The following is a 19,795-nucleotide window of genomic DNA, read 5'->3' on the forward strand; positions in this document are numbered from 1 at the left end:
GCGCCGGGTCCTCCTAGACTCGATGCGATGCCCGTCCCGTTCCTGCACTCGCCGAACATCCTGTTCGACACCGTCGTGGACCGCACGGAACGGCTGTCCCCCGGCTTCGTCCGCCTCACCCTCGCCGGTGCCTCGCTCGCCGACTTCGCCCCGTACGAACGGGACCAGCGGATCAAGATCCTGCTGCCGGGAGACGACGGCGCGTACCCGGACGGACTCCACGGCGGCCTGCCGGAGCACGCGTGGCGGCGCGCCTGGCGAGCGCTCCCACCGGCGGACCGCCCGGTGATGCGCAGCTACACGGCCCACCGCGTCAGGCCGGCGCAGCAGGAGGTCGACCTCGACGTGTTCATCCACGAGCCGGCGGGCCCGGCGAGTCGATGGGCGCTCGGGGCGCGGAAGGGCGACCGGTTGCTCGTCTCGGGGCCGGACGTCCGTCGCGGCGAGCCGACGCACGGTGTCCAGTGGGCGCCCGGTACCGCGACGAACGTGCTCATCGCCGCCGACGAGACGGCCTTCCCCGCCGTCCACGGGATCCTGCGCTCCCTCGACGAGGACGTCCGCGCCCACGTCCTTCTCGAGCTCGGCGACCCCGCCGACACCGCCCTGCTCGGGCCACTGCTCGAGCGTCACACGGTCGAGGTCCATGAACGGGCCGGGCGGCCGGGCGGTGACGCGCTCGTCGCCGGCGTCGAGCGGTGGCTCCATCTGCACGGGTCGTCGGCGGCGACACTGGGCACCGACTTCGCCGCCTGGCTGGTGACCGAGAGCACCCGGATCCCCCTCCTGCGCGCTGCGACGACCGACCACGGGATCGATCCGGAGCGCGTCCACGGGCAGGGCTACTGGAACGCTCGCCCCAGAGCCACACCCGAATGAAGGTTATGCTTGCCTTACTCGGTCGCATGCCTCGCGACCCGTTCGAAAGGTGATCCGTGCCCCTCCCCCTCGCCCATCGTCGACGTCTCGTCGCCGTCGCCGCCCTCTCCATCGCCGCCCTCGGCCTCTCCGCCTGCAGCAGCTCGAGCGCCTCGACCCCCTCGGACACCGCGACGAGCGCGACGCACGTCATGGACCACGCCCACGGCGAGACCAGCATCCCCGACGCGCCCAAGCGGGTCGTCGTCCTCGAACCGGTGCAGCTCGACACGACCGTCGCGCTCGGCATCACCCCGGTTGGCGCAGCGGTGCTGAACGAGACCGCCGGCGTCCCCGCCTACCTCGGCGAGCAGGCCGCCGACATCCCCACCGTCGGGACCGTGGCGGAGCCGAACGTGCAGCTGATCGCCGCCGCGAAGCCCGACCTCATCATCGGCACCGAGTCGCGACACTCCGCCCTGTACGACCAGTTGTCCGAGATCGCGCCGACCGTGTTCATGGCGACGCAGACCGACCCCTGGCGCGACAACGTGCACTTTGTCGCCGAAGCACTCGGTGACCCGGACGGCGCGGACGAACTCCTCGACGCCTACGACGCACGCTGCGCGGAGATCGCCAAGAAGCACGACACCGCCGGGAAGACGGCACAGCTGATCCGCCCCCGCGACGGCGTCCTGACCCTCTACGGCCCGACCTCCTTCGCCGGTAGCACCCTCGAGTGCGCCGGGTTCACGACGCCCGAACACGCCTGGGAGGACATCTCCCTCGACCTCTCCCCCGAGCGCGTGCTCGAGGCGAAGGCCGACCAGGTCTTCGTGACGAGCGTCGACCCCGACGACACCTCGACCCTGCCCGCCTCGCTCACCGCGAACACGGACGCCTTCCCCGAGCTGCACCTCGTCGACCAGTCCTTCTGGATCACCGGCGTCGGCCCCCTCGGCGGCATGGCCGTCCTCGACGACCTCGACCGGCTGCTCTCCGACGGGTCGTGACGAACCCGACCGCGATCCTGACCGCCCGCGACACCTCGGTGGGACGGCGGGCGCCGCAACGACACCGCCTGCTCGTCGTGCTGCTCGCGGGCATCGCGGCGCTCGCGGTCGCCGTCCTCCTGTCAGTGTTCGTCGGCGCGAACCCCATCGCGCCGGATGACGTCCGTGCGGCGCTCCTCGGCGCGGGCTCGGACGAGGCGAACTTCGTCGTGTGGGATCAGCGGGTGCCACGCACGGTCGCGGCACTGGCCGTCGGTGCGGCCCTCGGCGTAGCGGGCGCGCTCATGCAGGCGTTCACCCGGAACCCGCTCGCCGATCCCGGCATCCTCGGGGTCAACGCCGGGGCAGGCTTCGCGGTCGCCGTCGGCCTGGCGTTCCTCGGCGTCCGGGCGCCGGGCGACATCGCCTGGCTCGCCTGCGGTGGGGCGCTCGTCGTCACCCTCGTCGTGTACGCGATCGGTTCGGGCGGGCGTGAGCAGTCCTCCACCGCCCGCCTCACCGTCACGGGCGTCGCGTTCGGTGCCGTACTCGCCGGGCTGACGACGGGGATCGCCATCACCCACCCCGACGCGTTCGACCGGATGCGCGGCTGGAACGCCGGCAGCCTGCTCGAACGCGACCTCGGTGTCGTCGTGCCGGTCCTCCCCTTCCTCGCCGTGGGGCTCGTCCTGGCGGCGGCGAGCGCGCGGAGCCTGAACGCGATCGCCCTCGGTCCGGACGTCGCCAGAGCACAGGGCGTCAGCGTCACGCGCAGTCGGATCCTGGTGCTCGCCGCGGTCACGCTGCTCGCCGGTGGTGCCACCGCGATCGCCGGCCCGATCGCCTTCGTCGGCCTCGTCGTGCCCCACCTCGTGCGCTGGTCGGTCGGCAGTGATCAGCGCCGTATCCTCGGGGGTTCGGTCCTCGTCGGCTGCGTCCTCGTGCTGTGCTCCGACGTCGTCGGACGGATCGCGGTGCTCCCAGGTGAGATGCCTGTCGGGCTCGTGACCGCGTTCGTCGGGGCGCCCGTCCTCATCGCGCTCGCCCGACGCAGAACGGCCTCGGGCCTGTGAGCACGACACGGGAACGGGAGACCGCACGTCCGATCACCGGGCGCCGACCGGCACGACGGACCCTCCTCGTCTGCGCCGCCGCACTCCTGGCGATCGTCGTCGCGGCGATCGCCGGTCTCGCGCTCGGCGACTACCCGCTGACCACCGACGAGGTGATCGGCGTCCTCACCGGACGCGTCGACGGCCTGGCCCGCACGGTCGTCCTGGACTGGCGACTGCCCCGCGTGCTCGCGGCGATCGGTTTCGGCGCAGCGCTCGGTGTCTCGGGAGCGATCTTCCAGACGCTCACCCGGAATCCGCTCGCGAGCCCCGATATCATCGGCCTCGCGAACGGCTCGTTCACCGGGATGCTCGTCGCGCTCCTCCTTCTCGGCGGCAGCTGGCCGGCGTTGATGGCCGGGTCGCTGATCGGCGGTCTGGCGGCCGCGGTCGCGATCTTCCTGCTGGCCCTCCGCCAGGGCTTGTCGGGCTTCCGCTTCATCGTCGTGGGCATCGGCGTCTCGGCCATGCTCGCGGCGTTCAACAGCTGGCTCCTGCTCCGGGCCGACCTCGACGTCGCGCTCTTCGCGGCGGCCTGGGGCGCGGGGACGCTCAACACCGCGACCGCGACCGTCGTCTGGCCGGCACTCGCGTGCCTCGTGGTGCTCTTCGCGGTCCTACCGTTCGCCGCCCGTCCGCTCCGCCAGCTGGAACTCGGTGACGACGTGGCCGCTGCGACCGGGGTGCGCCTCACCCGTGAACGCGCCATCCTCATCGGCCTCGCGGTCGCGCTGGTGAGCGCGGTGACCGCCGTCGCCGGCCCGATCGCGTTCATCGCCCTGGCCGCTCCGCAGATCGCCCGCCGGCTGACCCGCTCGCCGGGCATCCCGCTGGTCGCGACGGGGCTCGTCGGCGGCGTCCTGCTCCTCGCGTCCGACCTCGTGGCCCAGCACCTGATCCCGCTGACGGTGCCGGTCGGCGTCGTCACGGTGGTCGTCGGCGGCCTGTACCTCACCCAGTTGCTGCTCCGGGAACGCCGGCGCTGACGGTCGGTACCGGACCACTCAGCGGGCGTCGTCGAGCTCCAGCAGTTCGCCGACCGTGCAGTCGAGCACCCGGCAGATCGCCGTCAGCGTCGAGAACCGGATCGCCTTCGCGCGGTCGTTCTTCAGCACCGACAGGTTCACCACGCTCACCCCGACGAGCTCGCTGAGCCGGGCGAGGGTGAGACCACGGTCGGCGAGCAACCGGTCGAGGTTGCAGTGCACGCCGGTCGCGACGTCCTCCTCGGGCGCCGGCACCATCAGACGAGTCCCTCGGTGTCGGCGCGCAGGCGCTCACCGGCGCGGAAGGCGATCGCGAGGCCGCCGACCGCCATGGCGACGAAGAACGGGATCCAGGTGAGCGGGTAGGGGGTTCCGTCGACGGCGCCGTCGGTCGCGGCCGCGAGCGCGCCGTTGGACGCCATCGTGCCGAACCAGGTGTCCGCGATCCACCCGCAGAGGATGGCGATGGAGGCGATCGAGAGCAGCCGTGCGTTCCCGGGCGCGAAGGCATCGCCACGCAGCAGGCGGCGGAAGAAGCGGAACGCGCAGACGATGACCACGAGGTTCGCGATCGCCGGCAGGATCGCGGCGAGCAGCACGCACACGAAGGTCACCACCGGGAGGTCGGCCACGACGACCGAGCCCTGGTCGATCGTGAAGGCGCCGGCTCCTGCCGCACTCGGCAGGACTGCGTCGACGGCGTCGAAGAACACGGGCACCCGGGTCCCGTCGGTGCCGAAGACGTCGAGCAGCCGGAGGACGAGCGTGACGACGACAGCCCCTGCCGCGACGACGGCGGTACCGAGCACGGATACGAGGTCGTTGCGGTTGGAGCGCTGGGTCTTCGCAGCCTGCCAGGCCGCGTGGTCGAAGCCGGACGGCGTCGGGCGATCGGTGGACTCGGTCATGATCATCACATCCATATCGATTGTCGTTGGTATCGATAAACGATATGCCAAGACCGATCAGAACGCAAGAGGGGGCGGAGAGCACGTCCACCCGACCGGATCACCCGGGCGGCGACTCGTCGAGCGCCTCGAGCTCACGCAGCGCCGCCTCGGCGCGCTCGAGTCGATCAGCCGCCGGCTCCTCCCACCACTTCGGGCCGCGTTCACCGAGCCCGTGCTTGGCGAGGCCGACCCGACGGCGGGCAGCAGCGACAGCGTCGTCGTCACCCGCCCGCTTCGCGACGCCGACGCCCGAGCGCCCGCGGCCGAGATGGGACTGCAGGGACGCGACGAGCTCCGACGGCAGACTCGGATCCGTCCGGCGCCAGCGCCTGCCGTTCACGACGAACCAGTGCTCGTCCTCCACCGGCCCGTCGTCCGATCGCGGCGTCACGGGTGCCTCCTGGAGACGACGCAGGGCCCGGCCCACCGCGAATGCGGACGAGACCGGACCCTGGAGGTCATGACGACGCGATCAGCCGTTCTTGACGGCGTCGAGCACGCCCGCCCAGCCGAAGGCGGAGATGGCGTCGGCGAAGGTCGAGTCGCCGCGTCCCTCGCCGATCTGCTTGCCCGAGGCGTCGCGGACGACGACCGTGTGGTCCTTCTCAGCCTCGGTGCCGTTGCCCTCCTCGATGAAGTCGATGTGGATCTCGCTGTCGCCGAGGGTGCCGGTGACCGTGGTCGTGGCGTCCTTCTCGGTGGTCTTCGTCGTGAGGAACGGACCGCCGCCAAGTGCCGCGAGCGCCTCGTTGATCTGGTTCGTGAGCGATGAGGTGTTCATGTGTCTCTCCCTACGGTGGTGAAGCGTCCAGGGTAGTGAGCGGACCCGGGAACGGCGGGAGCATGGCGCTCGCGCACGAGATGTGCGATGGGGCGAGCGGAGACGTCGACTGGAGTCGGCGACCGGACACGACGACCGGAGTCGCCGCAGGAGCAGAAGATCCGCCTCGCGTCAACGGTCGGCACCATCCAGGTGCCGTCGGAGCCGCGAGTCGTAGGCTGCGAGCCACGCAGACCGGCACCCCGACACCGACGGGCCGGTCGACGAGACGAAGGAGACCCCCATGGCCGGAGACACCGACCCCTACACGACCCTCAACAAGCTGCTCGCGGACTTCCGCTTCGCGATGCTCACCACGGTGGACCTCGACGGCAAGCTCGTCGCCCACCCGCTCACCGTCCAGGAGCGCGAGTTCGACGGCGACCTGTGGTTCATCGTCGGCAAGGACGCCTCCGCCGTCCAGCAGCTCGACGTCAACCCGAACGCCGGCGTCACGCTGAGCTCGGACAGCTCATGGGTGTCGCTCGCCGGCACCGCCGAGCTCGTCGAGGACCACGCCAAGCTGGAACAGCTCTGGAACAGCGTCGTCGAGGCCTGGTTCCCGGACGGCCCCTCCGACCCGCGCGTCGGTCTGCTGAAGTTCTCGGCCGACAGCGCCGAGTACTGGGACAGCCCCGGCGGCAAGATCGCGACCGCCGTCGCGTTCGTGAAGTCGAAGGTCACCGGCGAGACCTACGACGGCGGCGACAACGCGAAGCTCGACCTGTAACGAACGGTCGCCTGGACACCTTCAGGCGCGTTCGTCCGCCAGGACACCGCCGAGGATGCGGGCCGCCTCATCGAAGCGACCCGCGTCCTCGCCGGAGTAGTTGACCCGGAGGTAGGACCCCGCGGGCTCCGCCGGGAACCACTCGGTGCCGTCGGAGACGATGAGCCCACGGCTCTCGCAGGTGCGGACCACGCGCGGCACATCGGTGCCTTCCGGGAGCCGCAGCCACAGGTTCAGTCCACCGAGCGGCAGCCGCTCGAGGTGCGCCGTCGGGGCGTGATCGCGCAGGCTCGCGACGAGCAGGTCCCGCCGGGCCCGGAGGAGCGGTCGCAGACCACGGAGGTGCGACCGCCACCCGGGCTGGGTGACCACGTCGAGGGCTGCGGCCTGCAGGACCCCGCTGATGTACATCGACTCGGCGGCCAGGTCGGCCAGGATCCGGTCGTGGGCGGGCCCCCGCGCGATGACGGCGGCGATCCGCAGCGCCGGCGAGACGCTCTTGGTCAGCGACCGCAGGTAGATGACGTGTCCGTCGTCGTCGAGCGCGGCGAGCGGCCGGGCATCGACGTCGATCGCGAGGTCGTGCGCCCAGTCGTCCTCGATGAGGAACGCGCCGTGCCGCCGGACGGTCTCGAGGATCGCGACCCCCGTCTCCGGCGACCAGCGGCCGCCGGTCGGATTCGCGAAGGTCGGCTGTGCGTAGAACGCCCGCGCACCGGTGTCCTGGAACGCGCGCTCCACGACGTCCGGGTCCGGTCCGTCCGGGCCGGTCGGCACGGGGACCAGCGTCACACCCGCCTGCTCGGCCGCGAGGATCGCACCCCAGTAGCTCGGCGACTCGATGAGCATCGGCTGCCCCGGGCCGACGAGTGCCCGGAAGATCGAGCTGAGTCCGCTCTGGCTGCCGGAGATCACGATGACGTCCCGCGCGGTCGGCGGCGTGACCCCGGGCGGTGCGGCTTCCGCGAGGTCGGCTGCGAACCACGCCTGGAGTTCCGGCGAGCCGGCCGCCGGTGATCGGGTCATCGCCACGTCGGTGCGGGCGGCACGCGCGAGCGCGGCGCGGACCAGCCGTTCAGGCAACAGTTCTCGGGCGGGGTATCCGGAGTGCATCGCGATCGCGGCGGGTGCGACCGACCGTTGCGCCGAGGAGAGCGCGCCAGAGCGCCACGGCAGCGCGCCGAGCGCAGCGGTCTGCCAGCCGTAGTCCGCCGACCGCGCCGGACGAGCCGCACGCACGAAGGTGCCGACGCCCGGCCGACTCTCGATGAGCCCTCGGCCGGCGAGCTGGCGCATCGCGTTCTGGACGGTGACGGGGCTCGCTGCGAACTCGGCGGTCAACGCCCGATTGGAGGGCACGCGTGCACCCGGAGGTGCCGCTGCGATCCAAGCGGTCATGGCGGCGACGATCCGCCCGGTGCTATCGTTGTCCATGAGTTCACAGAGTAGCGTTATCGTGACGCCGGCGCGAGTGTTATCCCGCAGCGGGCTCGGCTGGGGCTTCCTCGGCGTCCTGGCGTTCTCCTTCACGGTCCCCGTCACGAAGGTCGCACTCGTCGGACTCTCGCCACTCTTCATCGGTTCCGGGCGCGCGGTCATCGCAGCCCTGCTCGCCGCGATCACCCTCGCCACTCTGCGAGCCCGACGACCGACGGGCGTGCAGTGGGCTCGCGTCGCGATCGTCGCCGGCGGTGTCGTCGTCGGATTCCCGCTCCTGACCTCCTTCGCGCTGACCACCGCTCCCGCCGGTCACAGCGCCGTGGTGATCGGCCTCCTCCCGGCGGCGACGGCGGTCGCCGCCGTCCTCCGGGGCGGCGAGCGCCCGACGCGTCGCTTCTGGATCTTCGCGGGGTCTGGCGCGGTCGCGGCGATGCTGTTCGCCTCGGTGCAGCACGGCGGCCTCGCGCCGCTGGCCTGGTCGGACCTCCTCCTCCTCGGCGCCGTCGTCGCGGCCGCCGTCGGCTACGCGGAGGGCGGAGTGCTCGCCCGGGAGCTGGGCTCCTGGCAGACGATCTCCTGGGCGCTCGTCGTGGCAGCACCGCTCATGGTCGCCCTCACAGCGCTGTCGGTCGTCCAGCAGCCGCCGACCGCAGCCATCGGCAGCTGGCTGGCGTTCGGCTACCTCGGCGTCGTGAGCATGTTCCTCGGCTTCTTCGCCTGGTATCGCGGACTCGCGATCGGCCCGATCGCCCGGGTCAGCCAGATCCAACTCGTCCAGCCGGTGCTGAGCATCGTCTGGGCGGCCCTCATCCTCCGCGAGCGACTCGACTGGGCCACCGTGCTCGGCGGGCTCGCGGTCATCCTGTGCGCCGGCCTCGCCGTCCGCACCCGTCTCGACCGGAAGTGACCCCACCATGCGCCACACCCCCACGTACCTGATGACCGACGTCGACGAGGTCAAGCGCCTCATCCGCAACCACCCGTGGGCGACGTTCGTCTCGCCCGCGAGCACCGGTCTCGTCGCCTCCCACTACCCGGCGATCCTCGAGGAGGACCGGGACGAGCTGTCGATCGTCAGCCACTTCGGCCGACCGGACGAGCACTCGCACGAGCTCGGCGAGCACGAGATCCTCGTCATCATCCAGGGACCGCACGACTACGTCTCGCCGAGCTGGTACCCGGAGGGCCAGCTGATCCCGACGTGGAACCACGTCACCGCGCACCTGTACGGCACGCCGGAGGTCCTCAGCGAGGACGAGAACTACGAGATGCTCTCGCGACTCACCGACCACTTCGAGGATCACCGACCGGACGGCCGCCACCTGTCCCAGGACGAGGCCGGCACCCGGCGCGCAGCGAAGGGGACGGTCGGCCTCCGGATGCGCGTGACCCGCTTCGACGCCCGCGCGAAGCTCAGTCAGAACAAGACGCCCGAGGTGGTCGACGACATCACCGCGCACCTTGCGGAGCGGAATCCGGCACTGGCCGAGGAGATGCGCCGTCAGCAGGATCGGCGGCCGGCGGGGCACTGACCCGACGGGCCCCGACCCGACGGGCACCGACGCGACCGCGGGCGTCGCTCACGAGCACGAGGGCGACGCCCGCCGCGCTGAGCAGGAACCCGCCGGCGGTCAGGAGCGTGAACGGCTCCCGGAACAGGAGCGCACCCGCGACGGCGGTCGTCGGCGCGACGAGGAACAGGAGCGCGTTGAGGACCGTGACCCCGATGCGACGCAGCAGCCACCAGTAGAGCCCGTAGGCCGACAGCGTCGGGACGAGCGCAAGGAAGAGCGTCGTGAGCCAGAAGGTCGCGTCGCCCGGCGGCACCGCCTCACCGGTCGCGAGAGCGAGCACGGCGAGGAGCACCATGGTCGCCGTCGCGTGGACGGTCAGCGTGAGGAGGACCGGGGATCGGTGCGGCGAGCGCCGTTCCAGGATCGTCGCGGTGATGAGGCTGACCATGGCCAGTACAGGCAGGGCGTAGGCGATCGGCGGTGCGTCCGAGGCGCCGAACTGGGACTGCACGATGAGGAACACCCCGACCGCGCCGATCCCGAGTCCCAGCCACTGGGCACCCGGAACCCGCACGTGCAGCAGCGGTCCGGCGAGCGCCGCGATGACGAGCGGCTGGACGGCGTCGATGAGCGCGGTCGTCCCGGTCGAGATGCCCACCGCGACCGAGGCGTAGACGAACACGACGTAGCCGAACTGCGCGAAGAGGCCGATGACGAGCTGCGACCGCACCTGTGCCCGGGTGGCGTTCCGCCATTGCCCGCTGAGCAGTAGCACGATCGCGAGCCCCACGGCGAGCGGAACGAACCGCCAGAGGAGCACGGTGAGCACCGGCACGGTCTCGGTCCCGATCTTCGCGACGATGAACCCGGAGCTCCACGCGAGGACGAACCCGATCGCTGCGAGGGGGACGATGACGGCACGGATCATCCGGGCCACAGGTATACCGATCTGTTTACTCATCCCCGCAGTATACAGACTGGTATAGTTTTCGCATGACGGTCGACACTCCAGAGCTCGCACCCCTCACGCCGGGCGCCCGACGCGTGCTCGACGCCGCCTCCGTGCTCTTCTACGAGAACGGCATCCACGCGGTCGGCGTCGACACCATCGCGGAGGCGGCCGGGGTCACGAAGAAGACGCTCTACGACCGCTTCGGCAGCAAGGAGGCCCTCGTGCTCTCCTACCTGCAGCATCGCGACGCCCGCTGGCGCGTCTGGGTCGACGAGTTCCTCGCCCGGCACCCGGAGCCCGGGATCGACCGGGTCCTCGCGATCTTCGACGCGGCGATCGGCTGGTCGGACGACAACAGCCCCAAGGGCTGCAGCGCCGTCAACGCACGCGCGGAGATCCCCGACCACGCGACGAGCGGCCTCGTCCTCCCCGAGGTCACCCGACAGAAGCAGTGGCTGCTCGACCGCTTCGCCGAGCTCATCACCGAAGCCGGCCTGTCGGACCCCGGAGCGCGCGCCCGCGAACTCATGCTGCTCTACGAGGGCGCCATCGTGACGGTCGGGATGCGCACCTTCCGCGAACCGTTCGAGACCGCCCGCGCGATCGCCCGTCGACTCCTGTCCGCCTGACCAGAGGAGGCGCCGGCCTGTCGCCGACCGTCCGACATCGCGTAGGGTCTCGGGATGGACTTCACCGACGACGCCACCGCCGCCGACCGCATCGCCATCATCACCGGGGTCGGGCGCCGCCGCTCGATCGGTGCAGGGCTCGCCACCGGTCTCGCCGCGGACGGCTGGAACCTCGTCCTCAACGCCTGGCGACCTTACGACGACCGCGTCGGCTACGAGCGGACCCCCGACGACCCCGAGGCGATCGCCGACGAGTGCCGCGCGCTCGGCGTCACCGTCGAGCTCGTGCTCGGCGACCTCGCCGACCCGGCGTTCCCGGCCGAGCTCGTCGAGCGCGCGGCGCAGCTGGGTCCCGTGTCGGGGCTCGTCATGTCGCACTGCGAGTCGGTCGACAGCTCGATCCTCACGACCGACCTCGACAGCTGGGACCGCCACTTCGCCGTGAACGCGCGGGCGACGTGGCTCCTCATCAAGGCCTTCGCCGAACAGCTCCCCGTGCAGGAGGCACCGCCCCGGGTGGCCGGTCGCATCATCGCCCTCACGAGCGATCACACCGTGAACAACCTCCCCTACGGGGCGAGCAAGGGTGCGCTCGACCGCATCGTGACCGCTGCGGCGGTGGAGCTGGGCGACCGCGGGGTGCGGGCGAACGTCATCAACCCGGGCCCGATCGACACGGGCTGGATGACCGACGACATCCTCCGCTGGGGTACCGAGGCGACGCCCGCCGGCAGGCTCGGAACGCCGTCCGACACCGCCGACCTCGTCCGCTTCCTGTTCTCAGCCCCGGGCTCCTGGATCAACGGCCAGGTGCTCTCGAGCAACGGCGGCTTCAACGTCGGTTAGGAACGTGTGTCCCGGCCCACCAGGGCACGGATGTCGGCGATGTCGGTCGGCATGATCCGGCAGCAGCCGCCGATGATCGTCGCCCCGGCCTCCAGCCAGGCCTCCACCTCGCCGACCCCGGCGGCTCCGCGCCAACAGCGGGCGCCGGCGTCCCAGCGCTCGCCCGAGTTCGGGTAGACCACCACCGCCTTGTCCGTCACGGACCGCGCAGCGGCGATGGCCGGGAGGACCTCGTCCGGGTGCGAGCAGTTGACACCGACGGCCTGGAACTCGTCGATCCGCTCGACGAGACGGAAGCCCTCCGCCATCGGCTCGCCCGAGCGGAGACGACCGCCCTCCACCGTGAACGACAACCATGCCGGCACGCCCGAACCCCGCACCAGATCGGCGAGCGCCGTCGCCTCATCGAGCGTCGGGATGGTCTCGAGGGCGAGGAGGTCGGGGGCCGCGTCGACCAGCACTGCCAGACGCCGCTCGTGCCACTGCCGCAGCTCGGTCCGACTGAGACCAGAGGCGCCCCGGTACTCCGAGCCGTCGCCGAGCGTCGCGCCGTACGGACCGACCGACGCGGCGACGAGGAGCGGACCGTCGGGGTCTGATTCCGACCGCGTGTCGCGCGCCGTCCGCGCCAGTTCGACGCTCGATCGCAGGAGCCGTTCCGTGTCGGCGGGCGTGATGCCGATCCGCTCGAACGCCTCGAAGCCGACCTGGTACGACGAGGTGATCGCGATCTGCGCACCGGCGGCGAAGAACTCCCGATGAGCGGCCAGAATTGCCGATGGATTCTCGAGGAGCAGCCCGGCGCTCCACAGCGCGTCGGAGAGGTCGTGCCCTCGTGCCTCGAGCAGCGTTCCGAGTCCGCCGTCGAGGGGCCAGACACCGCGCCGAAGATCCATGCCGTCCATTGTGCCCGCACCACCGCGGGGAGGGGCGCCGCTGGACACCTGGTATTGTCTATACCCGTCCAGAGCCGAGAGGACGCGTTCTCCCCGAGAACGACCCGCCACCCGACGTGCAGCTCCCCCGAGCTCCGTGCCAGTGCAGCATGGCGATCCTCCGGCATTTCTCGGGCACTGAGCGATTACGCGAGTGCCGAATGATTCAACACGACTGTCAGGAAACGAGTACTGCTTGTGAACTCCAGCGACAACGCGGCATCATCGTCCCCCGCATCCCCCTCCCCCAAAACCGGCCGGAAGCCGGCCCGCAAGACCAGGCGTCTCCGCGTCGACGACGTCCTCGTCGTGAAGCGGTCGCGCATCCGCACCGCCATCTCAGGCACCGTCGTCGGCAACTTCATGGAGTGGTTCGACTTCGGCATCTACGGCTACCTCGCGGTCACGATGACCGTCGTCTTCACCGAGGGACTCCCTCCTGAGGCCGGCATCCTCGTCACCCTGTTCGGTTTCGCCGTGTCGTTCCTCGTGCGTCCGCTCGGCGGGCTCGTGCTCGGACCGCTCGGCGACAAGATCGGCCGAAAGAAGATCCTCTTCCTCACGATGTCGATGATGGCCGCGGCGACGGCCCTCATCGGCGTGCTGCCGACCGCCGCCCAGATCGGGCTGTGGGCCATCGCCCCGCTGTACCTCCTCAAGATGATCCAGGGCTTCTCGACCGGCGGTGAGTACGCCGGCGCGTCCACCTACGTCGCCGAGTTCTCACCCGACCGTCGCCGCGGGTTCTGGGCCTCCTGGCTCGACGTCGGGTCCTACGTCGGCTTCGCGGCCGGCGCCGGGACCGTCGCCCTCACCACGCTGATCGCGGAGGGCCTCGCGGGCCCCGACGCGATGACCGAGTTCGGTTGGCGCATCCCGTTCCTCATCGCCCTGCCGCTCGGTGCGGTGGCGGTGTGGTTCCGCCTCAAGATCCCGGAGACCCCGGCCTATGAGGTCGCCGAGACCGCCGGCGGGATCGAGTCCGAGCACGAAGACCCCATGGCCCGCCAGGGTGTCTTCGGGATCTTCCGTCACTTCTGGCGCCAGATCCTCATCGCGATGGCGATCGTCGCCGCGACGAACACCGCCGGCTACGCGCTCACGAGCTACATGCCGACCTACCTCGAGAAGGACGTCGGCGTCTCCAACCTGACGGCGGCGGTCGCGACCATCCCGGTCCTGCTCATCATGTCCGCCTGCCTGCCGCTCGTCGGCCGGATGTCCGACAAGCTCGGCCGCAAGCCCGTCTACCTCATGGCCGTCGGTGCGACCCTCGCCCTCATGGTGCCGGCGTTCGCGGTCATGCAGATCGGTGAGATCTGGGCCATCTTCATCGCCCTCTTCATGGTGGCCGCCCCGGTCGCGCTGTGGGCGGGACCGTCCGCGGCCTCGCTGCCGGCGTTCTTCCCGACGGCGTCCCGCTTCGGCGCGATGGCGATCGCCTACAACCTGTCGGTCTCGCTCTTCGGCGGCACGACGCCGCTGTTCAGCGAGTTCCTCATCCAGCTCACCGGCAACACCTTCATGCCCGCGTTCTACATCATGTTCTTCGCGGCGGTGGCGGGCGTCGGCGTGCTCACGATGCGGGAGACGGCTCGTCGTCCGCTCATCGGCTCGGTGCCGACGGTCGAGACGAAGGCCGAGGCGGTGGAACTCGTCAAGGGGCAGGACGACAACCCGCTCATCGACACCCACACGATGCCGCTCGACATCCTGCCGGCCGCGTCGACCACCGGTGCCGCGGCGGACGGCCAGGACGGACGCGTCACGACGCCCGCCGGCTAGCGGACTCGTCGACGCGTTCGTCGAGGACGACGCGTTCAGTGATCACGATCGGGGCGGGTGCGCGGTGCGCATCCGCCCCGTCGCGTCCGACCCGTTCGAGGAGCGCGGCCTGCCAGCCGCCGCTCGCGACCGGCTTCGCCGGGACAGACGGCACGGTCGGCTCCACCTGCACCTCCGACGTCGTCGACTGCTCGAGCTGCGCGACCGGCCCACGCTCCTCGACGAGTGCCTCCTGGATGATCCGTCGGGGATCGAACTGTCGAGGGTCGAGGCGTTTCCACTCGGTCGGGTCGAACTCGGGGCCCAGTTCCTCGGCGGCTCGCGCCTTGGTCGTCGCGACGAGGTCGCGGACGGTGCGGACGAGCACCCCGAGTCGCTCGGCGTACACCGGCAACTGTTTCGGGCCGATGAGCACGGCCGCGAGGATGCCGATGACGATCAGCTTGTCCATGGTGAGTCCGAACACGATGCGCTCCGATGATCAGGTGGCAGGGGCGTCGGCGCGGGTGTCGGCGCGGGTGTCTGCGCGCGTGTCTGCGTCGGCCGACACCTCGTCCTTCAGGATGCGCGCCGACTGCCCGACGCTGCGGGCGAGGCTGGGGAGTTTCGCCGCGCCGAAGAACAACAGGATGACGGCGAGGACGATGAGGGCGTGCCAGCCGGTGAGGTTCTGGAGGAATCCCATGACGGGTCCTTTCGGGTCGATGCGGGTCGGGACAGGAGTGCGTGGAGGTGGCGCGGTCAGGGCCCGCTCGGCGGCGTTCCACCGCCGCCGGCCCCACCACCACCGGACGGAGCGACGCCGGCGGTCGGCGTCGTCGTGGTGTCCACCCGGACGGTGAGCGCCACCTGGTACCCGGAGGTCGCATCGCCCGTCACCGTCGCGAGCTGCAGGGCACCGCCGTCGTCGCCGAAGACGTTGTCGTCGTCGAGACTCACCTGGGCGAGGTTCGCGCTCGAACCGTCGTAGCCCGACAGCGCGTAGACGGTGTCGCACGCCGCCTGCGGGAGGGCGACCTGGGAGGTCGCGATCGCGTTCGCGGAGTCGGAGATGTCGTTCACCGTGGGGTACACCTCGAAGTGGATGTGCGGCCACCGGCCCGAGTAGCAGGCCGGGAAGATCGAGGTGTACGAGACGGTCCCCGAGCTGTCGGCGACCTGGACGCCGCGGAGGTAGGTCTCGTCCTCGATCCCGTCGGAGTACATCGAGTAGCCGCCCGATGCGTCGCAGTGCCAGACGTAGACGGCGACGTCGGCGAACGGGGTGTCACCGTTCGCCATGTCGAGGATGGTGAGCGAGAGGGCCATGGGGACCCCGCTCGCGGTGGTGCCGGACCCGATGCTCGACCGGATGTCGCTGCGGACGATGCCGGACTCCTCGAGCACGTCGGCTCCGTTCGAGCCATCGCCCGGGTAGGGGCCCGCGGTCTCGTCGGGGATCTCGCCCGATGGGAGGTCGCCGGTCGCGGTCGCGGTGCTCGTGCCGGAACTCGCGGCGCCCGTGCTCATGCTGCTGCTGCCGGACGCCCCGGTGGAGCAGGCGGCGAGCGCGACGGCCCCGACCCCGGCGCCCACGAGGCTCAGCACCGTGCGTCGGCTGACGAGGGTCCCGAGGTCGAACGCGACGCCCTGGTCGACGACCTCCTCGTCTGCCCGGTCGAGCAGGCGCCCCTCGTAGGCCGGGCCGTCCGGGGTGGTCTCGGGTGTCGGGATCCTGCTCATGGTGCGCCTCGCCTTCGTCTGCGATCGGTGGTCTCGATCGGTCGTGAGACGAGCATCGGCGTGCCGGCTATGGGCTTCCTCTGAGCCGTCCATACGTCGTCGATGGTTCTGCTGGGTGATTGCCGAGTCCGCTGATCAGCGCGGGGTGGCCTTGAGCCCGTTGGGCGGTCCGTCGCGGTCGGAGGTGGTGCGCGGCACGTCATACCGGACGAGCGCATCGGCGCGTTCCAGGCTCGGCTGCACGCTCATCAACACCCGCTTGAGCGGATCGATGTCCCAGGCGATGACGAAGTACGCGTCGGCGCCGCCCCGATCCCGGCGCCGTTCGATGACCGCCTTCGGGATCACCGGGTCGTTCCGCATCACGAGCCACGTGTCGTGGTCGAGGCGGATCGGACGCGGGCGGGTCATATGTCGAACATACGTTCGAATGTCGCGTGGGGCAAGTCGACGATCGAGCTGCTTAACTTTGCTTAACCGCTTGACCACCTTCTCGGCATCCCGCTACGGTAACTGCGTAACCGATTAACCACTCACTGCAGAGGACGTCATGAACCAACGAGGGTTCCACCAGCCGAACGGCGCATGGGTCGGAGACGTCATCCCCTGGCAGGAGGACGGTGTCTTCCACCTCCTCTACCTGCACGAGTCGCGTCGCGTGCCCAAGATCGGCATGCCGTGGCATCGCGTGACCACCCGGAACCTCGTCGACTTCGACGACCTCGGCGAGGCACTGGCGTCGGGCGGACCGTCCGCGCCGGACTTCAACGTCTACACGGGCAGCGTCGTCCTGGGCCCCGACCGGGTCCACCACGTCTTCTACACGGGACAGCACCCGGAGCGCCGCGGTGCCGACGGTCTGGCGCTGCAACTCGTCATGCACGCCGTCAGCACCGACGGCATGCGCACCTGGGAACGCCGGGAGGCCGACACCTTCGGCGCCACCGCAGGATATGAGACCGCCGACTGGCGGGACCCCTTCGTCTTCTGGGACGAGGACGCGGCCGTCTGGCGGATGCTCATCACCGCCCGGCACGCACACGGCCCGGAACGGCGTCGCGGCGTCATCGCCCAGTGCACCTCCACGGATCTCTCGACCTGGGAACCCGTCGAGCCGTTCTGGGACCCGCGCCGCTACATCGCCCACGAGTGCCCCGAGGTCTTCCAGTGGGGCGACTGGTGGTACCTCGTGTACTCCGAGTTCAGTGAGTCGTTCACGACGCGCTACCGGATGTCGCGCACCCTGCACGGACCCTGGATCGTCCCCGAGCACGACACGCTCGACGGACGCGCCTACTACGCGGCGAAGTCCGCCGCCCGCGACGGACGCCGGTTCTTCTTCGGCTGGATCGCCTCGCGTGAGGGAGCCCACGACGCCGGCGCCTGGCAGTGGGCCGGCACCATGTCGGTCCTCGAAGCGGAGCAGCGTGCCGACGGCACCCTCGCCTTCCATCCGCCCACCGAACTCAGCGACACCTTCGCGCCCGCCGACGAGCCGACGGACACCGTCGTCGCCCCGGGCACGGTCCTGAGCGCCCCCGACGGGTACGCCGACGCCCTGTCGGCCGTGGACGCACCGAGTTCCTTCCGACTGGTCGCCCGGTTCGACATCGCCCCCGGCACGACCGAGTGCGGCGTCCTCCTCCGGGCGAGCGACGACGGCGACGAGGGCTACGTCCTGCGCCTGGAGCCGAAGCGCGACCGCCTCGTGTTCGACCGCTGGCCCCGCTCCAGCACCGGCACGGAGCAGTGGCAGATCTCGGGCGACGTCCCGTTCGTCGTCGAACTCGAACGCCCCTGCCACCTCGCCCCCGGCTTGCACGAGCTCGAGGTGATCGTCGACGGCGACCTCTGCGTCGCGACCGTCGACGACGCGGTCGTCCTCAGCACGCGCCTCTACGACCGACCGAGCGGTCGCGTCGGCATCTTCGTCGGTGAAGGGACCGTCACCGTCGAGGCGTGCACGCTCCTGGAACGCGACGGCGGCGACTCCGACGACGACCCCACCTCACACCGACTCCTCACCAGCACCACGTCCTGATCCCGACACCACGCTCCGCCCTGCTGCACCACCACCCGCACACCCGCACCCACCTGTGATCGATCAACGGAGATTCCGACCATGCCAACCACCGCACGCCCCCGCACCATGCGCCCCACCCGCAGCACCGCCTTCGTGGCGCTCGTCGCCGCTGCAGCGCTCGCCCTCTCCGGCTGCGCCGGCGGATCGAGTGCCACGGACCCGACCGACGTCGACCCGAAGGGCGACATCGTCCCCCGCGAGATCTCGTGGCTGCTCTCCCGCCCGGCCGACGGCGGGGTGATCACCGCCATGGAGCAGATAGCCGACGAGTACGCGAAGGACCACCCCGGCTTCTCGCTCAACCTCATCACGACGCCCGACCGCCCGTCCTACATCCAGAAGTACGAGACCCTCGCGGCCGCGAACAAGCTCCCCGAGCTCTTCGACACCGACGCGACCCCGTTCGCGCAGAAGCTCGCGAAGCAGGGCCGGATGGTCGACGTCGACCTGCTCCTCGAGGACCTCGGTCTCGCCGACTCCTACCGCGAGGCGGCGCTCAACTACCAGCGGTTCGACGACGGTTCGCTGTACATGGTGCCGTTCGAGTTCCAGCTGGAGTTCTTCTGGTACAACCGCTCGCTCCTCGAGGACGCCGGTGTCACCGTCCCGGCCACGCTCGACGACTTCCCCGCCATGTGCAAGGCGCTCCGCGCCAAGGGCGTCACCCCGATCGCACTCGACGGTCAGGACCAGTGGCCGCTCGAGCGCTACATGGCCTACTACCCGTTCCGGATGGCGGGTCCCGAGTACATCCAGGACCTGAAGGCCGGGAAGGCCTCCTTCTCAGACCCGGCAGGGAAGGCCGCGGCCGAGTGGCTGTACGACCTCGGGCAGGCCGGCTGCTTCCAGGAGGGCTTCTCCTCGACCGGTTACGCGGACGCGCAGGCGCTCTTCACCTCGGGGAAGGCCGCGGTCTACAACATCGGCACCTGGGAACTCTCGAACCTCGCGACGGATGCGCTCGACCCCGGCGTCCGTGACGCGGTCGGCACCTTCACGCTGCCGACCATCGACGGTGCCGTCACCGCCGACAACGAGTACGTCACCCCCTCCGGCATCGGCATGGCCGTGAACGCGAAGACGTACGACCCGCTCGTCCGCGACTTCCTCGCATTCGCCCTCGAGCGCTACCCGGAGCTCTACGCGGCGACTGGCGCGCTGTCGCCGACGACCTCCGCGCAGACCACCGTCCCCGCGAACGCGACCGAGCTGTACGCCAGCTCCGTGGCGCAGGCCGACGGCGTCGGACCGGCGATCGCGATGCCCTGGGACACCCAGCTCGACCCGGCCACGAACACCCGACTCCAGCAGGAGCTGACCCTGCTCGTGCAGGGCGACATCACGCCGGACGAGTTCATCACGACGATGGATGCGGCCCTCACGGAGAACGTCGATGACTGAGCTCACCCAGAGCGCGGTGGGCGCGGCATCCGCCCGCCCA

General features: G+C 70.6%; 23 protein-coding genes. 12 read left to right on the forward strand and 11 right to left on the reverse strand.

What is annotated here, in order from left to right; all coding sequences use genetic code 11:
* The first annotated feature begins 27 nt into the window (after positions 1-27).
* From IFT89_RS03105 to IFT89_RS03120, 4 genes are read left to right on the forward strand one after another with little or no spacing between them, the layout of a single operon-like run.
* On the forward strand, positions 28-879 hold the full coding sequence (locus tag IFT89_RS03105) for a siderophore-interacting protein (protein ID WP_202938190.1): 852 nt from the start codon (positions 28-30) through the stop codon (positions 877-879).
* 56 nt (positions 880-935) lie between these two features.
* Entirely contained in the window at positions 936-1,871 is a 936-nt protein-coding gene (locus IFT89_RS03110) for an iron-siderophore ABC transporter substrate-binding protein (RefSeq protein WP_307783407.1), read from the forward strand.
* Positions 1,868-2,923: a FecCD family ABC transporter permease gene (locus tag IFT89_RS03115; RefSeq protein ID WP_307783408.1), complete on the forward strand. Its 1,056-nt coding sequence runs from the start codon at positions 1,868-1,870 to the stop codon at positions 2,921-2,923. Before IFT89_RS03110 ends, IFT89_RS03115 begins: the two co-directional genes overlap by 4 nt.
* Complete coding sequence (locus IFT89_RS03120) at positions 2,920-3,948, forward strand: FecCD family ABC transporter permease (protein ID WP_192018446.1); 1,029 nt, start codon at positions 2,920-2,922, stop codon at positions 3,946-3,948. Before IFT89_RS03115 ends, IFT89_RS03120 begins: the two co-directional genes overlap by 4 nt.
* A gap of 18 nt (positions 3,949-3,966) precedes the next feature.
* Here the strand turns inward: IFT89_RS03120 and IFT89_RS03125 are convergent, their stop codons facing one another.
* From IFT89_RS03125 to IFT89_RS03140, 4 genes are all read right to left on the reverse strand, one after another.
* Complete coding sequence (locus IFT89_RS03125; protein WP_079706965.1) at positions 3,967-4,206, reverse strand: helix-turn-helix domain-containing protein; 240 nt, start codon at positions 4,204-4,206, stop codon at positions 3,967-3,969.
* Positions 4,206-4,856: a DUF2975 domain-containing protein gene (locus tag IFT89_RS03130; protein WP_202938191.1), complete on the reverse strand. Its 651-nt coding sequence runs from the start codon at positions 4,854-4,856 to the stop codon at positions 4,206-4,208. The genes IFT89_RS03125 and IFT89_RS03130 overlap by 1 nt, the downstream gene beginning before the upstream one ends.
* A 100-nt stretch (positions 4,857-4,956) precedes the next feature.
* Positions 4,957-5,289, reverse strand: a complete 333-nt coding sequence (locus tag IFT89_RS03135) for a biopolymer transporter Tol (protein WP_202938192.1) — start codon at positions 5,287-5,289, stop codon at positions 4,957-4,959.
* Positions 5,290-5,370: 81 nt separating this feature from the next.
* On the reverse strand, positions 5,371-5,679 hold the full coding sequence (locus tag IFT89_RS03140; protein WP_079706962.1) for a hypothetical protein: 309 nt from the start codon (positions 5,677-5,679) through the stop codon (positions 5,371-5,373).
* A gap of 283 nt (positions 5,680-5,962) precedes the next feature.
* Between IFT89_RS03140 and IFT89_RS03145 the strand changes: the two genes are divergently transcribed.
* Positions 5,963-6,448, forward strand: a complete 486-nt coding sequence (locus IFT89_RS03145; RefSeq protein ID WP_202938193.1) for a pyridoxamine 5'-phosphate oxidase family protein — start codon at positions 5,963-5,965, stop codon at positions 6,446-6,448.
* A gap of 21 nt (positions 6,449-6,469) precedes the next feature.
* Here IFT89_RS03145 and IFT89_RS03150 read toward each other — a convergent pair whose 3' ends face one another.
* Positions 6,470-7,882: an aminotransferase-like domain-containing protein gene (locus IFT89_RS03150; protein ID WP_202938194.1), complete on the reverse strand. Its 1,413-nt coding sequence runs from the start codon at positions 7,880-7,882 to the stop codon at positions 6,470-6,472.
* On the opposite strand from IFT89_RS03150, the gene IFT89_RS03155 reads away from it, so the two are divergent.
* Positions 7,881-8,795 carry a DMT family transporter gene (locus tag IFT89_RS03155; protein WP_202938195.1) on the forward strand — a complete coding sequence of 305 codons (915 nt, stop codon included), beginning with the start codon at positions 7,881-7,883 and terminating at the stop codon, positions 8,793-8,795. The two genes, IFT89_RS03150 and IFT89_RS03155, sit on opposite strands and share 2 nt — an antisense overlap.
* 7 nt (positions 8,796-8,802) lie before the next feature.
* Complete coding sequence (locus tag IFT89_RS03160; RefSeq protein WP_079706959.1) at positions 8,803-9,420, forward strand: FMN-binding negative transcriptional regulator; 618 nt, start codon at positions 8,803-8,805, stop codon at positions 9,418-9,420.
* Here the strand turns inward: IFT89_RS03160 and IFT89_RS03165 are convergent.
* On the reverse strand, positions 9,338-10,363 hold the full coding sequence (locus IFT89_RS03165) for a DMT family transporter (RefSeq protein ID WP_244650560.1): 1,026 nt from the start codon (positions 10,361-10,363) through the stop codon (positions 9,338-9,340). The two genes, IFT89_RS03160 and IFT89_RS03165, sit on opposite strands and share 83 nt — an antisense overlap.
* A 32-nt stretch (positions 10,364-10,395) precedes the next feature.
* Here IFT89_RS03165 and IFT89_RS03170 point away from each other — a divergent pair, with 32 nt between their 5' ends.
* Positions 10,396-10,983 carry a TetR/AcrR family transcriptional regulator gene (locus IFT89_RS03170; protein WP_137243485.1) on the forward strand — a complete coding sequence of 196 codons (588 nt, stop codon included), beginning with the start codon at positions 10,396-10,398 and terminating at the stop codon, positions 10,981-10,983.
* 54 nt (positions 10,984-11,037) lie between these two features.
* Positions 11,038-11,829 (forward strand): SDR family oxidoreductase, encoded by a 792-nt coding sequence (locus IFT89_RS03175; protein ID WP_202938196.1) that lies wholly within the window; start codon positions 11,038-11,040, stop codon positions 11,827-11,829.
* Here IFT89_RS03175 and mmuM read toward each other — a convergent pair.
* Entirely contained in the window at positions 11,826-12,725 is a 900-nt protein-coding gene (gene mmuM, locus IFT89_RS03180; protein ID WP_244650561.1) for a homocysteine S-methyltransferase, read from the reverse strand. The two genes, IFT89_RS03175 and mmuM, sit on opposite strands and share 4 nt — an antisense overlap.
* A gap of 237 nt (positions 12,726-12,962) precedes the next feature.
* On the opposite strand from mmuM, the gene IFT89_RS03185 reads away from it, so the two are divergent.
* A complete protein-coding gene (locus tag IFT89_RS03185; protein WP_202938197.1) occupies positions 12,963-14,549 on the forward strand; it encodes an MFS transporter in 1,587 nt (528 codons plus the stop codon).
* Here IFT89_RS03185 and IFT89_RS03190 read toward each other — a convergent pair.
* The 4 genes from IFT89_RS03190 to IFT89_RS03205 form a co-directional block, all read right to left on the reverse strand.
* Positions 14,530-15,015 carry a Sec-independent protein translocase TatB gene (locus IFT89_RS03190; RefSeq protein ID WP_202938198.1) on the reverse strand — a complete coding sequence of 162 codons (486 nt, stop codon included), beginning with the start codon at positions 15,013-15,015 and terminating at the stop codon, positions 14,530-14,532. The genes IFT89_RS03185 and IFT89_RS03190 overlap by 20 nt on opposite strands.
* Positions 15,016-15,030: 15 nt before the next feature.
* Positions 15,031-15,234, reverse strand: coding sequence for a twin-arginine translocase TatA/TatE family subunit (locus IFT89_RS03195; RefSeq protein ID WP_202938199.1), 204 nt, complete (start codon positions 15,232-15,234; stop codon positions 15,031-15,033).
* A 56-nt stretch (positions 15,235-15,290) separates the two neighbouring features.
* Complete coding sequence (locus tag IFT89_RS03200; RefSeq protein WP_202938200.1) at positions 15,291-16,271, reverse strand: intradiol ring-cleavage dioxygenase; 981 nt, start codon at positions 16,269-16,271, stop codon at positions 15,291-15,293.
* 135 nt (positions 16,272-16,406) lie between these two features.
* Positions 16,407-16,682 carry a hypothetical protein gene (locus tag IFT89_RS03205; RefSeq protein ID WP_079706952.1) on the reverse strand — a complete coding sequence of 92 codons (276 nt, stop codon included), beginning with the start codon at positions 16,680-16,682 and terminating at the stop codon, positions 16,407-16,409.
* A 139-nt stretch (positions 16,683-16,821) separates the two neighbouring features.
* Here IFT89_RS03205 and IFT89_RS03210 point away from each other — a divergent pair, with 139 nt between their 5' ends.
* Together IFT89_RS03210 and IFT89_RS03215 are read left to right on the forward strand one after the other, a co-directional pair.
* Entirely contained in the window at positions 16,822-18,312 is a 1,491-nt protein-coding gene (locus IFT89_RS03210; RefSeq protein ID WP_124769780.1) for a glycoside hydrolase family 32 protein, read from the forward strand.
* Between the two features lie 81 nt (positions 18,313-18,393).
* Positions 18,394-19,755 carry an ABC transporter substrate-binding protein gene (locus IFT89_RS03215; protein ID WP_241160920.1) on the forward strand — a complete coding sequence of 454 codons (1,362 nt, stop codon included), beginning with the start codon at positions 18,394-18,396 and terminating at the stop codon, positions 19,753-19,755.
* The last annotated feature ends 40 nt before the right edge of the window (positions 19,756-19,795 follow it).

The sequence above is a fragment of the Plantibacter sp. CFBP 13570 genome (assembly GCF_014841395.1).
Classification (GTDB): domain Bacteria; phylum Actinomycetota; class Actinomycetes; order Actinomycetales; family Microbacteriaceae; genus Plantibacter; species Plantibacter auratus.